The sequence below is a fragment of the Chloroflexus sp. genome (assembly GCF_034434295.1).
Classification (GTDB): Bacteria; Chloroflexota; Chloroflexia; order Chloroflexales; family Chloroflexaceae; genus Chloroflexus.
In genome coordinates, this window is record NZ_DAOTZQ010000126.1 from 1 (window position 1) to 15,853 (window position 15,853).

Genomic DNA, 15,853 nt, shown 5'->3' on the forward strand with positions numbered 1-15,853 from the left:
GGCAAACATCGCATAATAATGCGCTAAAACCGACGTAACGGAGTAACAAATGGAAATCGGTATCGTCCGGCCCGTCAACATCACCAATGAGATGCGGACGGCCTATCTCAGCTACGCGATGAGCGTCATCGTCTCACGCGCACTTCCTGATGCGCGTGATGGCTTGAAGCCGGTGCAGCGCCGTATTCTCTACGGCATGTGGGACATGGGCTTTCGCAGTAATCAGCCATACAAAAAGAGTGCTCGCATCGTGGGTGATGTGCTCGGTAAAATGCATCCCCACGGCGACAGTGCCGTCTACGATGCGCTGGCCCGCATGGCCCAGCCCTGGAGTATGCGGTATCCCCTGATCGATGGCCAGGGTAACTTCGGTTCCATCGATGGCGATCCGCCTGCAGCGATGCGCTACACCGAAGCGCGCCTGGCACCAATTGCCGAAGAGTTGCTCAGTGAGATTGAGAAAGATACCGTCGATTTTCGTGATAACTTCGATGGCAGCTACCGCGAGCCAGTCGTGCTCCCGGCTATTCTTCCCAATCTGCTGCTCAACGGTGCTTCCGGGATTGCGGTTGGCATGGCAACCAACATTCCGCCGCACAACCTCGGCGAACTCTGCGATGCGATCAGCTATCTGATCGAACACCCGGAGGCCACGGTTGAGGAGCTGATGAAGATTATCCCCGGCCCTGACTTTCCGACTGCCGGGCTGATTTTGGGCACCGAGGGGATTCTAGCCGCCTACAGCACCGGACGCGGGCAGATTACACTGCGCGCCAAGACGCATATCGAAGAGGCCGGGCGCGGAGCCTTTATGATCGTCGTCACCGAATTGCCGTATCAGGTCAACAAGGCGCGTCTGCAAGAGCGAATTGCCGAGCTGGTCAAAGATCGCAAGATCGAGGGTATTCGCGATGTGCGTGATGAGAGCGACCGCACCGGCATGCGATTGGTGATCCTCTTGAAGCAAGATGCCCAACCCAAGAAGGTGCTCAATGCGCTCTACAAGCACACCCAAATGCAGACCACCTTCGGGATCAATATGCTGGCATTGGTTGAGCACGGTCGCCAGCCGCGCGTCTTGACCCTCAAACGCCTCTTGCAAGAGTACATCACTCACCGGCAGGAGGTCATTCGACGCCGAACCGAATTCGATCTGGCCCGTGCTCGTGAACGTGCCCACATTCTGGAGGGCTTGAAGATTGCGCTCGATAACCTGGATGCTGTCATTCAGACCATTCGCGACTCGCGAACTGCTGAGAGCGCCCGCAATAACCTGATGAGTAATTTTTCGCTTACCGAGCGTCAGGCACAGGCTATCCTCGATCTCCAGTTGCGCCGTCTGGCTGCGCTCGAACGCAAGAAGATCGAAGATGAATACCGTGAGGTGATCAAGCTGATCGCCGAACTGGAAGATATTCTGACCAATCCGCGCAAGGTGTTGCACCTGATCCAGCAAGACCTGACTCGCCTGAAAGAGAAGTATGGCGATCCGCGGCGCACCCGCATTATTCCTGATGTCACTGGTGAAGTGAGCGACGAAGACCTGATCCCCGATGTGCGGGTGATGATTACCTTGACCGACCGTGGCTATATCAAGCGTCAGTTGCCTGATGCCTACCGCACTCAGCGCCGCGGTGGTCGGGGCATCAAGGGTATGCTGACCAGAGAACAGGATATTGTGCGCCACCTGCTGACGTGCAATTCGCTCGATAACCTGCTCTTCTTCACCGACCGCGGCAAGGTCTATCAACTGAAGGCGCACGAAGTTCCCGACAGTTCCCGCACGGCGAAAGGGTTGCCGTTGGTAAACCTGATCTCGCTCGAACCGGGTGAACAGGTAACGTCAATGCTGGCTGTGCGCGAGTTTGACGCCGAGTATCTGGTGATGGCGACGGTGCGCGGGAAGATCAAGCGCACGCAATTGCGTGAGTACAGTCAGGTGCGCTCGAACGGCTTGATTGCGATTGGGTTGGAAGAGGGTGATGTGTTGGGTTGGGTGCAGGTCAGCCACGGCCACGAAGACATCTTGCTAACGACAGCGCGTGGTCAGACGTTGCGTTTCGAGCAGAGCGAAGTGCGACCAATGGGTCGTCCGGCAACCGGCGTGATCGGGATTAACCTGGCCGACGGTGATCGCGTTGTCAGCATGGATCTGGCTGAAGAGGGGGCCGATCTGCTGGTTGTCACTGCACGAGGGATAGGCAAGCGAACGGCACTCTCTGAATATCCGGTCAAAGGTCGGGCTACCGGTGGTGTGATTACTATCAAACTGCGCAACGATCTTGACGAAGTTGCTGCGGCGGCGGTTGTCCATGAGCATTCTCTGCTCACCTTTATCACTACCGGTGGGATGGTATTGCGCACCAGCGCCAGCGAGATCTCACGTCTGGGCCGGGCCACGCAGGGGGTGACTGTTGTCAATGTGGCGACCGGTGATCGGGTGGCTGCGCTATCGGTGGAAGACCCGGAAGAGAACGGGAACAGTTCTACACCGACATTGATCGATCCGTTGTCGTAAGGGGCAGAGGGGATAAGATATTTGAACTAACGTGCGTTCTGCCGTATCATGACACTCCAGCACAAACCAGTGCTTACCCTTCGCTCGCGCAGCGAGCGAAGGGCGGTGGGTGAAAGTGTTCACGCATATCCAAGACCTCTTCCCCGTATAGACGGAGTAACCAGGTTTCACGGACACCGTTGCCAGATAGCGTGGCCTGTGGCGTGTGATGTGGAGTGCGGCAACCACGCTGCCGCGCCAGCCGTGTTGACGATCAGACGCAGAACGCAGCGCTTCCGCTACCGGTCACAGTGACGACGTGCAGATAGCGCACTTCCGTCTGATTTGACCTGCTGTGACGAGCTGCCTGTGTGTGAGCGATGGCGCAGGGCGTTCAATTCACTTCCGCCCCCGTCGCGTGATTGTGGCACAGGTGATGAACGAGCGCAGAAGGGAAGTCACTCCTCGGATCAAGGTAAACCCTATCATCGGACTGATGAACGGCGATTGGTGGTATAAGCAGTGATACACCTATCTTGATATTACGTCCTACCGCTCAAGCAACGCAGCAATCCGTTCGGCGAGGAGCCGTAAACGAATCGGCTTAGCAAGGTATGCATCAGCTCCGGCTTCGAGACACCGTTCACGGTCGCCGGGCATAGCCAGCGCCGTTAAGACCAGAATTGGTAAATCACGAGTGGCTACCTGCCTGCGCACGTGCTGCATCACTTCAAAACCGCTCATCGTGCGCAGGCGGACATCGAGGAGGATTAAACACGGTAATTCACCCTGAATGTAGGCCAGCGCCTCTTCGCCTGACTCGACATGCACTACCCGATACCCACAGCGGCGCAGGTAGTCGGCAATCAAGGTGGCACTGGCAACATCATCTTCAACCATCAGGAGTGGGCGATCACCGGCCCGTGGTGAGGCGGCAGGCAAATTGGTTGGGTGAGTATCTTCCTCCCGCTCTTGCTGATCGAGTTGTTCCAGAAAGCGGTATTGCTCATCCGGTTCCCAGGGCAGCGTGACGTGAAAACGACTCCCAACTCCCACTTCACTTTCGACGCGAACACTGCCACCGTGGAGGCGAACCAGTTTGGCCACCAGTGCCAGCCCCAAACCGCTACCGGTCACCTCTTTTTGCCGTTCACTCTCGATCTGCTGGAATGGTTCAAACAAGCGTGCAGCATCTTCAGCCGAAATTCCAATCCCGGTGTCCCACACCGTAAAACGCACCGCTCCCTGTTCCGGTTCACCACGTACCTCTAACCCCACTTTACCACCGGCAGGAGTGAACTTGATTGCATTCGAGAGCAGGTTAATCAAAATCTGGCGCAATCGTCGTGCATCAGCCAGAATGACCTGCACCGCAGGATCAATGTCGAAGATTAATGACAGGTTGGCGCGTCTGACGAGGTCAGCCACCAGTGGGCGCAACGACATGCAGACATCTTGCACTGAAACCGGCGTCAGGTCTAGCTCCATCTGACCCGCTTCAACTTTGGCAATATCGAGATAGTCATTGATGAGCGAAAGCAGATGCTGACTGCCTTTTTTAATCCCATCAATTGCTCCCATCTGTTCATCACTTAATGGGCCAACCAACTGAGTGCGCAGCAGATCGACCATGCCCAAAATGGCCGTGAGCGGGGTACGTATTTCATGGCTCATACTGGCCAGAAACTCGTCCTTGATCTTCGTGGTTTTAAGCAAACTGGCATTGATGCGGGCCAGCTCGACATTCTGCCGTTGCAGCCGATCTTTCAGCAACTGTAATTCATTACGCTGTTGGGAGCGTAGTTGTTCCATAATGCTGCGTTGGGTCGTATCGGTCACAATCTGGATCAGACCGGTGATCCGCTCATCTTTATCAGTAAGAGGGATCGTCAAGAGATCGATGTAGAGGGTAGAACCATCGGGCATCTGACGGTTGATCAACGGCATGTAAAGGCGATCCCGTTCGCCGTGCAATATCTCGGCCAGTGCCTCTTCATTACCGAGTAATTCCGGTAATACATCGAGCAGATGCACTCCAATCGGTGGTTTACCGCCAAGCAGCGCTAGCACGCCACCGGCACTCTGAATGCGCAGATCAGGATCGACCACGACATACGCACTCCCGGTTTCAATCAATACCCGTTGTTCAACCGATAACGACATCGTCTACCTCGCTTGTGGCTGTTATGCATCAGGTCGCCGGTAGTCAAAGGTTCATCCACCTGTCGAATTGATAGTTCAGATACTTGTTCACGGCGATCGTTCTGCCGTGATGCCCGGTAGAGCAGAGCGAACAGCAGGTACCAGAAGATTTCACCGTCCGTTTATGATTAAGCCCGTCCTCCCCTTCGTCAAATATCTTGATTTCAGGGGCGTGGGAAAGGAGTTACCAGCGATGGCGGAATTGGCCGTACCAATCCTACCCATCGTGACGGAACCCAACCGATGAGCTGAATAGACTCTTGATCGATCCGGACGTCAACCCGCACCTGGTACCAATCACCATATTGTGCCAGTACGATGACAGGCGCATTTCGCGGCGCTACGATTGGGCTACGCTCGCTGGCCTCATCTGGGAAGCTATACAAATATACGTTCCCCGTCATCACACCATCGTATGGGATCGGTGTTGCGGTTGGTGTAGGTGTGATCGTCGGGGTTGGAGTACGGGTTGGGGTAGCCGTCGGGGTTGCGGTCGCGGTTGGGGTAGTCGTCGGGGTTGCGGTTGCAGTTGGCGTTGCCGTTGGCGTCGCCGTTGGCGTCGGCGTCGCCGTTGGGATGGCCGTTGCGGTTGGCGTCGCTGTCGGTGCAAAGAGAGTCGCCATGCGAGCTTCAACACTCATCACCCACCAGCCACAAAGCAAGAGGGGCGAGAGGGCGATCAACAGCAGAAAGACCAGGACAGCCCGCTGAATAAAGGTATTTTGCGGGCGGCTACGATCAACCTCAATAGTAGCCAGTGGTATGCGTTCACGGATCAGGGCTTCGATCTCGCTAACCAATGCTTCATCATCACCGGCAAAATTGCGGATACGTTCATAGCGCCCTTCGTGGATCGCTACCAGTGTCTGTCGTAATTGTTCACGGAAACCGCGCGGTTCAACACCGGTGATCACTGCTGCCAGGTAGGCGGCACTCCCACTTGCAATCACGATCTGACGCGATTCATAGCTGATAGCGCCAAGCTCATCACCTTCACCTAGCGCATCGCGGGCAAAGTCGCGAATAGCGGTGAGCATGCCGCTGACCAGGTCTCGATCAGCAGCCGGGATGCCCGGCGCGGCAAGATGACAGATCAAAATGCCGGAGTCGCTTTGGATGAGAAAGACTTCCTGTACTGAAAACGGTAACTGGCTGCGCAGCGCATACTCACCGGCAGAAATACCCTGGGCGCGTGCCTGCCAGTAGCCAGGGTCGAGCATCAGCAGAGAGCCGGTGCGGATGCGAGTATCAATCTGCGAGGCCAGATCGCGGATCGCTTCGGTTGCTGCTTTGGCGATCATCGCCCCGATCACTGGGTAGAGCGCATCGATAATATCTTCACGCGCCTTGTAGACTTGCTGACGAATAGCCTCACCAATGGCTGGTGCCAGCGCACGAGCGATCTCGTCTTTCGACGTGGTAATCTGCTCGGCCAGAATGTCGGCAATGACCGGACTAATCCGGTCAACCAGTGCCTCTGGCTTCAACAGCACACGCCGCAGCTCTTCAATCTCGCGACTCGTTTGTGGATCGGTAGCCATAATCGCTCGTACTACCAGCCTGCCTATTCATCTTTGGCAGAGGAGAGTCCATCGAGCAAACCGGCGACCGTACTTCCGGTTTCCAGCCGGGTGGCAATTTCAATCAGCATACTGGCCAGCGCTTTGCGGTCAGTCTTCTGATTATCCAGGCGGTCAGCGATCCGTCGCAGCTCAGTCCGTAGCGCATCTTCGGTGCTGCGAATTTCGCGCCGTAATGCCTGCGTGCGCTGTTCGAGGAGATCGCGTGTTTCGGCCAGACCGGCCCGACCGGAGCGAATTTCAAGATCGTGATGGCTCTGTACGCGACGCAGTTCGCTCACGCCATCCCCCAGACCGGTAATTGCCGCTTCGTGCTGTCGAGCCTGGGCCACAACCTGTTGCAACAGCGACTCGCGAGCGCGCTGACGCTCAATTTCACGCCGCAACTCATCATTGAGCCGCCGGGTTTCGACTTCGAGGGCGTCGAAGCGACGTTGCACGCTCTTTTCCACCTCGCCTAACCGGTCCTGCAATTGGCGTACATCTTCGGTGAGATGTTCAAGCTGGCGACGAAGGTCACTGAACATGCGGGCATACTCTTCCATTTGCGGGCCAAAGATGATCTCCCGCAGCCGATCAACCTCAGCCTGGCGCGGCTGGCGAGCATTCGAGCCAAGAATGATCTGGCGCACTCGCTCAAGCTCTTCCGCTTCTTCTTGCGGAGTTCTGATCCCGTTTACTTCGTCAGTCATACCGTCCCCCTTCGTTGACCGATGCGACGCCCTAGCGCGTGGAATATGTCACTAACTCCTTCACCGGTACGTGCACTGGTGAATGTCCAATCAGCTTGTAGCGCCGCTGCTACTGTTGCAATCTCTTCATCGGCAATGCGCCGCTGTGTGGTCAGATCGATCTTGTTCGCTGCAATGACGAATGGGGTATGTGGACTGGCCGAGTGAAAAGCCGTAGCATATTCGTGAAGTGCGGATAACGTTTCAGGACGGGTCACATCACAGACGAGAATGGCACCCGCCGCACCGCGATAATAATTCTGAACGACCTGATCAAACTTTTCGCCACCGGCTGTATCCCAGATGATGAGATTGATTTCAGTTTGATCGACATGCAGGGTATGTCGGTTGATCTTGACGCCAAGCGTACTCAAATAGCGCTCGTCGAAGACACCTTCGACAAAACGACGGATCAGGCTGGTTTTACCAACCGAGAATTCTCCCAGCAAACAGATTTTGGCAGTGAGTCGGTTCACAGTATGTGATCCGTTGAAATAAATCGAAACCATTTGAACAACAACATACAGTATAACACAGCTTATCATCCGCAGGGCAGAGATCGCCAATTGCTCGGTTTGCAATCGAACGTGGCAGATCAATCTAACGGAAGGTATAAGCAATAAATAGTAGTTATATGCTATATACAGATGTTTGTCATCCGCCAATGATATGTGAAAGGTAAACTTGATCACAGTGTTTTATTCGGTACATATTTACATGCTTGATTTTAAATTACTGCATGGCGTGAAATATACCATGTGAATTGTCGCTTCAGTATTATAACAACTTGATTGTTTCTGTCAATTGTCATATAAACCGCAACTTACAAATTAATCATTTCAAAAACTAAAAATAATTCATCTTATTCTCTTACACGAGATCGTAAATGAATTATCGTTTCAATGTGTGGGGTTTGTGGAAAGAGATCAATAGGCTGAACAAACGTGATCTGATAACCCGCAGCCAGTAATGGAGCGATATCGCGCCCGATCAGGCCGGGATGACACGAAATATAGACGATTTGGGGCGGTGCGTGAGCGATAATCGCCTCGATCAGGGCCGGATGACACCCACGACGAGGCGGATCGAGAATGACGGCGTGAAAAGGCCCGCTGAGATGGGCAACGGTGCGTTCGGCAGCGCCGTTGATAAATTGTACATTTGTAATCTGGTTATCAATGGCGCTCTGCCGACCATCCTCTACAGCCGGTTGATAGGATTCAACGGCGATCACTTTATCGTAGCATCTGGCCAGTGGCAGGGCAAAGCTCCCCACCCCACTGTAGGCGTCGAGGAGGCGACCGCCATGCGGGACAAGTGCATCACGAACGACTGCAACCATGCGCTCGGCCTGGACATGATTCACCTGGAAGAAGCTGCCCAGACTCAGCCGAAAGATTACCCCGTCGAGTTCGTCGTACACAAAGGGTGTTCCCACGAATGGTTCATCTTCCAGCGTGACCCCTGCCAGCATGGGGGTTGATGCCTTCCAGGCTGTGGCCAGCCGCCACAGCGCATGTCGTTCGGCATCTGGTATCGGTGAGAGGCGAGCAGCAGCATAGCCATAGGTTGCGCTGGCCCGCAACGTAACCTCTTTGATTAGACCGGCAAAGGGTAACCGGCGCAAGCTCAGCAGCGTAGCCCGTAGTGCCGGTAAAAGTAGTGGATCATCTGCCAGATCAACGACGGTCTTCGTGCCGGCTGCATGATAACCAAGAGTCGCTCCGTCTCCATGCAGATGGGCACTATTGCGATAGCCCCAGGGATGCGGTGCTGCAATCACGGGCTGGATCGGGATGTTGAGGTCGGGGAGAAACTTGCGTAGCTGGTCTGCAACAATGATACCTTTGTAGCGCACTTGCGCCGGATAGGCAATGTGTTGCCACGGTGCGTGATCGCCAGGCTTGATCTGAGGCTCAACCCGCTCTGGAGCGGTGCGCAGAATGTCACACACGGTAGCCCGCAGAAATCGGGTATGGTGCTCGGTGATAGTCGCTCTGACCATCTCACCCGGTAGTGCCCCGGTGACAAAAACGACCAGATCGCCGTACCTGCCTACGCCATCCCCACCCTGGGCAATACCTTCAATCTCAAGTTCGATAGTATCGTGCATATGTGTCTCTACGAGTAATACCGGTAATACCGGTTTTGTATTGGACAGCGTGTGATTAGAACAATCTGCCGTGCTGTCGCTTTACAAATGCTTCTCAATCATAGCAAATTCAGGCTAATCACGCATCTGGTGTAGGTATGGGGTAGGAGATAGGAGATAGAAAATGGGAGATAGGAAATAGTGAGTGGGAAGTGAGAAATGTTGATGCAGCAGGGTGCATCAGGTAAGGATGTATGTGACAGGTCTGGTGCTGGTGTACCTTGGGTTAAGGCATACTGCACCGTTAGTGGCACACGACTTGCGCCACTACGTGATACACTGATAAGTCCTGCCCTCGTGACGATACGCCAACGCTTGCGCAACGATAGGCAGTGTTCCGGTATTACGCCCGTATTGAAGTGCCACCAGGCACGCCACTGCCAGACCTTGTTGGGCTTGTCAGTGGCGCGGGAGCGCTGGTACAACGTCTTGGTGATGATGTGATAACGTGTCATATCAAATCTTGCGCGATACGGTGCTTCACTGCATGACACCGGATATGCGGAGAACCGTGACCATCAGTCTGCGATGCGCTGTGGGTATCACCTGAATGATACGGATGGGCGTGTAGGGGCGGGTTTCGTAGGGACGGGTTCTGAACCCGCCCCTTCGGAATCGCGTGCCCTGCCCGGTATGTTTCAGATTTAATATCACGCTTGATCTGGTACCAGGTGTAATATGGGCGAGCCGGGGATTGCTCCCAGCAGGCCGATCAGCTCTTACGCACAGCGACGCATCACCCAGGTGCAGCTTTTGGATGATGTTGAATGGTGTGTCATAACTTCTATCTGTGGCATACCTCACCCTGTCAACAGGTGTTCGGCGAAGATGAACCGCCGGGTACGAGTTTCACAACGTAGAATCAGTGAATTGGTTTCGGCCCGGTCGCCGGCCAGACGCACGCCGCGCAGCAGAACGCTATCGGTAATGCCAGTGGCAACAAAAAAGATCTGGTTACTACTCACAATATCATCACAGGTCAGGATACGTTTGGTGTCCAGTCCGGCACGGGTAATTGCCGTGCGCTCAGCCTCGCTCTGCGGGGCCAGACGAGCCAGCATCGCGCCACCGAGTGATTTGACGGCACAGGCGGCTAGTACGCCTTCCGGTGCACCACCAATCCCCATCAGGATGTCAACGTTGGTACCGGCAATGGTGGCCAGGAGTGCGCCGTAAATGTCGCCGTCGTCGACCAGCATCACCCGTGCTCCGGCAGCCCGTATCTCTTCGATCAGGTGGGCATGGCGTGGCCGATCAAGTACAAAGACCACCAGATCGCGCACCGAGCGACGGGTGGCCCGTGCCACCAGGGCCAGCGTCCAGCCAGCAGGTGCATCGAGACACTCCGGTACCAGGTATGGCGCTACCTGTGGGCCAACAATGATTTTGTCCATATATGCTGCGGGATATGGTGCCCACAGTGCCCCCCGGTTGGTAACCGCAGCAAATGACACTGCACCCGCTCTGCCCTGCGCGAGTTGCCGTCGCCCGTCAACGGGATCGACGACCAGATCGGCCGGTGGCCCGTTGCCGGTACCAATCCGCATTCCCCCAGACAACGCTGTTGTTGTCATTTCCCGTACCTCTTCACCCATCACCAGCCGGCCATCCAGCTCCAGATTAGCCAGGGCAGCCGCCATCGCCGTTGCGGCTGCCTGATCGGCAGCCTCAATCTCACCCCGCCCCATCAGACGGGCGGCGGCAATGGCGGCAGCTTCGGTGGCGCGTACCAGATCAAGGCCGGTGTTTGGGCCGAGTTTCTGTGACAGTGGCACATCCATAGAGGCTCCCTGCTCTGTTCAAAATTGCTCAACCGCTTCAAGAAGATTCGCTGCTTCCCATGCCAGCATGCCTCCTTCAAGAATATGGGGTGGTGGAGTACGACCAGCCAGTAAGGCGGCTGCGCGTAGGCTGCGCCGACCACTCCGACAGACCAGCACGATGGGGCCAGGTGGCAACTGATCGCGCTCGTGGAACAACCGTGAGAGCGGGAGGTTACGCGCATCGGGAATGTGACCGCGCTGGAATTCACGCGGTTCGCGTACATCGATGACCAGGGGCGGGTGGTCGGTGTGGAGTAATTCCCACAATCGGTGCGCCGTAACATGGACGGGACGCTTCCCATCGAGCACGGGGATCTCGACCGGGCCGGGGAGCAGTTGTTTGGGCAGCTCCTGACACTCGCGAAAAACGCGCTGGTCACACTCATAAATGCAGACCGCCGGGTCGAGCACCCGGTAAAACAGGTATTCAATGGCTTTGTCTTCGTCGAGAAAGCGTTCGGCACCCAATTGCTCGTAGAAGCCACTGATTTGCATGCGATACATCACACTTGCTCGTACCCGCACGAAAAAAAGATCGCCACCGCGAACCCTCAGAATTCGCCGGATCGTTTCCAGAGCGCGAATCCCACTCACATCGCACTGGTTGACGCTGTGCATGCGCAAGAGCATATAGCGCGCCTGCTGTTGTCGTTCGAGCAGGTTGAGTAATTGTTCTTCAACGTGGTTCACCGCACCAAAATAGAGATCGCCCTGTAGATCAACCACCAACAACTGTGGACACATTGGCCGTCCATAGGCCGACTCCCAATGTCGAAATTCGGCATCGGGTACCACTGCTTCCACACGCGGCATAGCCGTGCGCAGCAGGTAGTAGCCAAGTGACATGAGCACACCGATAAGAATGGCGAACTGGAGCGGCAGGGTTAGGGTGAGGGTGAGCGTTGTGATCATGATCACCGATTCACTACGCGATCCACGCCAGATACGGGCCATTGCACGTCGATCAACCATGCTCCATGCGGTAACCGCCAGTGCACCGGCCAGAGCTGCGCGTGGCACTTCCGCCAGGAATGGCCCCAGCACCGTTGTAGCCAGGAATACCGTGATTCCAGAGACAATCGCGGTCAGCGCTGTCTGCCCACCTGATTGATACGCCAACGCCGAACGGTTGAACGAGCCGGAGCAGGGCATACCAGAAAAGATACCGGAGACGATATTGGCCAGACCTTGCCCGACAAATTCCTGGTTGCTGTCGATCCGCTGTCCACTGTAGCCGGCAATTGCCCTTGCAATTGCTATTGCCTCAACCAGACCAATAATCGCTAACGCCAATGCACCATTCGCAAGATGGCTGATCAAGTCCAGATCAAAGATGGGGAGTTGGGCCAATGGCGGTAATCCCGGTGGCACCGGTCCCATGACGCGCACCCCTTGTGCTGTGAGATCGAGGAACCAGACAATCGGTGATACGATGGTAATACTGAGTAATACCGCTGGTACTTTGCGGGTTAAGCGTGGTGCAAGGAGAATGATGATAATCGTTGCGAGGCCAATCGCCAGCGATGGCCAGTGAACCGTATCGAGATGGGTCGCCGTTTCGGTGATGGTTGTCAGGATACCGGCCCCTGGCGGAAGATCAATGCGCAAGAGCGGGCCAATCTGATTCGAGAGAATAAGAATACCAGCGCCAGCAGTGAAGCCAACGGCCACCGCATCGGAGACAAAGTTAACCAGCATGCCAAGTCGCGCAATCCCCATCACAAGCCGGATAATACCGGCCATGATAGCAATCAGACTGGCCGCCGTCACAAATTCAGCACTCCCTACAGTTGCGATGGGTGCCAGCACCGATAAGGTAATGATGGCAGCGGTGTTGGTGGGGCCACTGTTGAGATGGCTCGATGATCCCCATAGCGCACCAACAATTGTAGCAGTCAACGCACTATACAGACCAACAATTGGCGGTAGTCCGCCCAAAATTGCAAAGGCCAGCGATTGCGGTAACAACACCAGCCCAACGGTCAAGCCGGCCAGAAAGTCAGCCCGCAATGTATCAGGCGTGAAAGTACGCACCAACCGGATCGGTTGGGTGAGCAAAATGGTAACTGTACGTAAATAGTCGATCATAGAAGGCAGGGTTTCTACAAATGGTACGTCCGGTAACTATCTCTGCTCTGCAAGGGTACTGTACCAACCGACTATAATGCAGGTATGATACCGCTATTGTAGCGCTGCTTTGTAATGATATAGATAAATAAAGAGGTCTCATTGGGTTCCAGGTTTGCACAATCGGCGCTGATTGACGGTAGCTCATCGCAATCGCGATGGTTAGCTGTTATTGACCGGATTCGCTGGCTCCTGGTAGGAATAATTGGTCTATGTTTATTCGCCATCCTGTATCAGCGCGGTTACGATGACCCGTATATCACCTACCGCTACGCTCATAATCTGGCCCACGGATTTGGCTTTGTCTATAACCCTGACACACCAACCTTAAGCACAACCGCACCGCTGTTTGCCCTGATCCTCACCCCAATAGCCATGCTGGGCTGGTCGTTGCCACTGGCAGCAAATTTGCTTGGCTGTTTAAGCCACGCCGCTGGCGCACTGGCTCTCTGGCAATTGGGGCGGCAGTGGGGTGATACCATCACCGGTGGTAGTGCGGCACTGTTGTATCTGCTCTTTCCACTACCGCTCTCGACCCTGGGGAGTGAAACGTTACCGGCAATGGCCTTGACCCTGTGGGTGTTTGTCTGGGCGGCACGCGGGCAGCAAGTACTGATCGGTCTCTTGCTGGGGGTACTGGTCTGGCTGCGCCCGGACGGTGTTCTGGTTGGGCCATTAGCTCTGCTGCTCCTGATGACAATCAATAACACCTGGCGTAACCCGCGGCGCTGGCCGTGGTCGGCAGCGATGATCTGGATCGGAATCGTGATCGCCGGCATGGGACTGGCGTGGGTTGTGTATGGCAGGCCGTTTCCGATCACCCTTTACGCCAAACAACAACAGGCTCTGATTCCCGGTTTCTACGATTTTGGTGATCGCTTGTGGGTAACGTTGACGGCTCATCTTGCGCAACCACTGTATCGGATGATCTTCTACCTATCTGTATTGGGTCTGATCGTAAGTATTCGTTCCTGGCGCTGGTTGTTTCTGCCCGGCTGGGCAGCGCTCTACGGTCTGGCGTATACGTGGTTGCACGTCGCCGGGTATTTCTGGTACGTTGCTCCTCTCGTGATCGGTCTTGCCCCGCTCTTTGGGCTTGGTGTACGTTTTTGTAGTGATTGGTTGCAGCGAATTGGCGGTATGCGCTTCATGGTGATCGGCGTTATCGTATTGGTAGGTGGTACGACGCTCTGGCTGGGTAGCTCTGTCTACCGATTGGGCCAACAGATCGATCAGCGGCTACCCGTCTATCGTGCTGCCGGTGAGTGGCTGGCAGCCAATACCTCGCCAACTGACAGTGTGGCGACGTTGGAGATCGGTATTATCGGCTATTACGCCCAACGACCGATGGTCGATTTTGCCGGTCTCTTGCAGCCCGATATTGCAGCCCGATTAGGGCCGGGCGGGTTTGGCGAGGCTGCTCTGTACGCCATTGACCAGTACCAGCCCACGTATCTGGTGTTGCAAGAGCAGGCGCTGCCATTGCTGTCCGGTCGGTCTGATCTTGCTGAGCGCTGTCCGGTCGTCGCCGAGATACCCGATCCGCGCTACCCGGCTCCTCTGACCATCCACGCCTGTCGCTGGGGTGAGTAAGGGAGCAGGTGAAAGGCTTTGGGTGGCATGCGAGGTTTGCTATCAGGTTTATGCGAGTGGTGACGTTGGCAACCCGCTTGAGCACTGGGTTTGGGATGGTTTCCACGTGTCAGCGGCTTCTCGGCAAATACCACTGGCGCGACTCTCTGTGTGAGTGAGAGAGGAATACCAGCAATGAAACAATGGTTGATGGTTATTACACTACTGGCGTTACTGGTATCAACCACACCCGCAGTAGCCCAAACGGCTGCGCAGGTCTGCTTTCCCGATATTCCGCTCATCGACGATTGTCTCCATCCCTCGTTCGCCGCGTATTGGCGTGATAACGGTGGTTTGCCAGTCTTCGGCTATCCGATCAGCGCACTGGAACAGTTTCGTGGTGATGACGGGCGGCTGTTGACGGTGCAATGGACAGAGCGAAACCGGTTGGAGCTGCATCCCGCTAATCCACCGGCCTATCGCATCCAGATTGGGCGGATGGGGGCAGAGGCATTGACTCGCAGTGGTCGCGATCCGTTTGCCGATCCACCCGATAACGGGCCACAGCCTGGATGCCTCTGGTTTCCCGAAACCGGTCATAACGTCTGCGATCAGGAGCCTGGGGTCGGGTTTCGTTCGTATTGGCAGAACAATGGTTTGCGCATTCCCGGCCTGAGCCGCTACGCGCAGTCGCTGGCGCTGTTCGGGTATCCGTTGACTGCACCGCAGATGGAGCGCAATGCGAATGGTGATCTGGTGCTGACACAGTGGTTTGAGCGGGCACGGTTTGAATGGCATCCGCAAAATCCAGCCCGCTCACGAGTGTTGCTGGGTCTGCTCGGTCGTGAGCTGTACACATCGCCGCAGCCATTGCCCGATCTGCGGAGTGGCCGGTTGGGGTTTGGCGTCGAGATCAACCGTGGGTCTGTCGCCGCTACTGCTGAGCGCCTGGCCGAGCTGGGAGTAGACTGGGTGCGCTACAACGGTATCCTCTGGTCGGAGGTTGAACCAACGCCGGGTGTGCGGAACTGGGCTGCACTCCGCCAGGTCGAAGCTGAATTGCAGGCAATCAATGCTGCCGGTGCCAGACCAATGGTGATTGTACGCGGAACACCGGATTGGGCACAGGCGCAACCGAACAGCAGTTGTGGCCCGATCCGCACCGAGGC

General features: G+C 55.7%; 9 protein-coding genes and 1 pseudogene. 3 read left to right on the forward strand and 7 right to left on the reverse strand.

Features of this window, described 5'->3' with window-relative positions; all coding sequences use genetic code 11:
* Nucleotides 1–49: 49 nt before the first annotated feature.
* Nucleotides 50–2,518, forward strand: coding sequence for a DNA gyrase subunit A (gene gyrA, locus VAE57_RS16655; RefSeq protein ID WP_322822980.1), 2,469 nt, complete (start codon nucleotides 50–52; stop codon nucleotides 2,516–2,518).
* Nucleotides 2,519–3,046: 528 nt separating this feature from the next.
* Here gyrA and VAE57_RS16660 read toward each other — a convergent pair.
* The 7 genes from VAE57_RS16660 to VAE57_RS16690 form a co-directional block, all read right to left on the reverse strand.
* Nucleotides 3,047–4,660 (reverse strand): ATP-binding protein, encoded by a 1,614-nt coding sequence (locus VAE57_RS16660; RefSeq protein WP_322822981.1) that lies wholly within the window; start codon nucleotides 4,658–4,660, stop codon nucleotides 3,047–3,049.
* 203 nt (nucleotides 4,661–4,863) lie between these two features.
* Complete coding sequence (locus tag VAE57_RS16665) at nucleotides 4,864–6,240, reverse strand: SH3 domain-containing protein (protein ID WP_322822982.1); 1,377 nt, start codon at nucleotides 6,238–6,240, stop codon at nucleotides 4,864–4,866.
* A gap of 23 nt (nucleotides 6,241–6,263) precedes the next feature.
* Complete coding sequence (locus VAE57_RS16670) at nucleotides 6,264–6,971, reverse strand: hypothetical protein (RefSeq protein WP_322822983.1); 708 nt, start codon at nucleotides 6,969–6,971, stop codon at nucleotides 6,264–6,266.
* Nucleotides 6,968–7,486: a Rab family GTPase gene (locus tag VAE57_RS16675; protein ID WP_322822984.1), complete on the reverse strand. Its 519-nt coding sequence runs from the start codon at nucleotides 7,484–7,486 to the stop codon at nucleotides 6,968–6,970. Before VAE57_RS16675 ends, VAE57_RS16670 begins: the two co-directional genes overlap by 4 nt.
* A gap of 386 nt (nucleotides 7,487–7,872) precedes the next feature.
* Complete coding sequence (locus VAE57_RS16680; RefSeq protein ID WP_322822985.1) at nucleotides 7,873–9,123, reverse strand: class I SAM-dependent RNA methyltransferase; 1,251 nt, start codon at nucleotides 9,121–9,123, stop codon at nucleotides 7,873–7,875.
* 839 nt (nucleotides 9,124–9,962) lie between these two features.
* Nucleotides 9,963–10,943: a fructose-bisphosphatase class II family protein gene (locus VAE57_RS16685; RefSeq protein ID WP_322822986.1), complete on the reverse strand. Its 981-nt coding sequence runs from the start codon at nucleotides 10,941–10,943 to the stop codon at nucleotides 9,963–9,965.
* An 18-nt stretch (nucleotides 10,944–10,961) separates the two neighbouring features.
* Complete coding sequence (locus tag VAE57_RS16690) at nucleotides 10,962–13,073, reverse strand: SulP family inorganic anion transporter (RefSeq protein WP_322822987.1); 2,112 nt, start codon at nucleotides 13,071–13,073, stop codon at nucleotides 10,962–10,964.
* 141 nt (nucleotides 13,074–13,214) lie between these two features.
* Between VAE57_RS16690 and VAE57_RS16695 the strand changes: the two genes are divergently transcribed.
* Nucleotides 13,215–14,705, forward strand: coding sequence for a hypothetical protein (locus VAE57_RS16695; protein WP_322822988.1), 1,491 nt, complete (start codon nucleotides 13,215–13,217; stop codon nucleotides 14,703–14,705).
* A gap of 174 nt (nucleotides 14,706–14,879) precedes the next feature.
* A pseudogene (locus tag VAE57_RS16700) lies at nucleotides 14,880–15,853 on the forward strand (hypothetical protein); the annotation flags it as partial.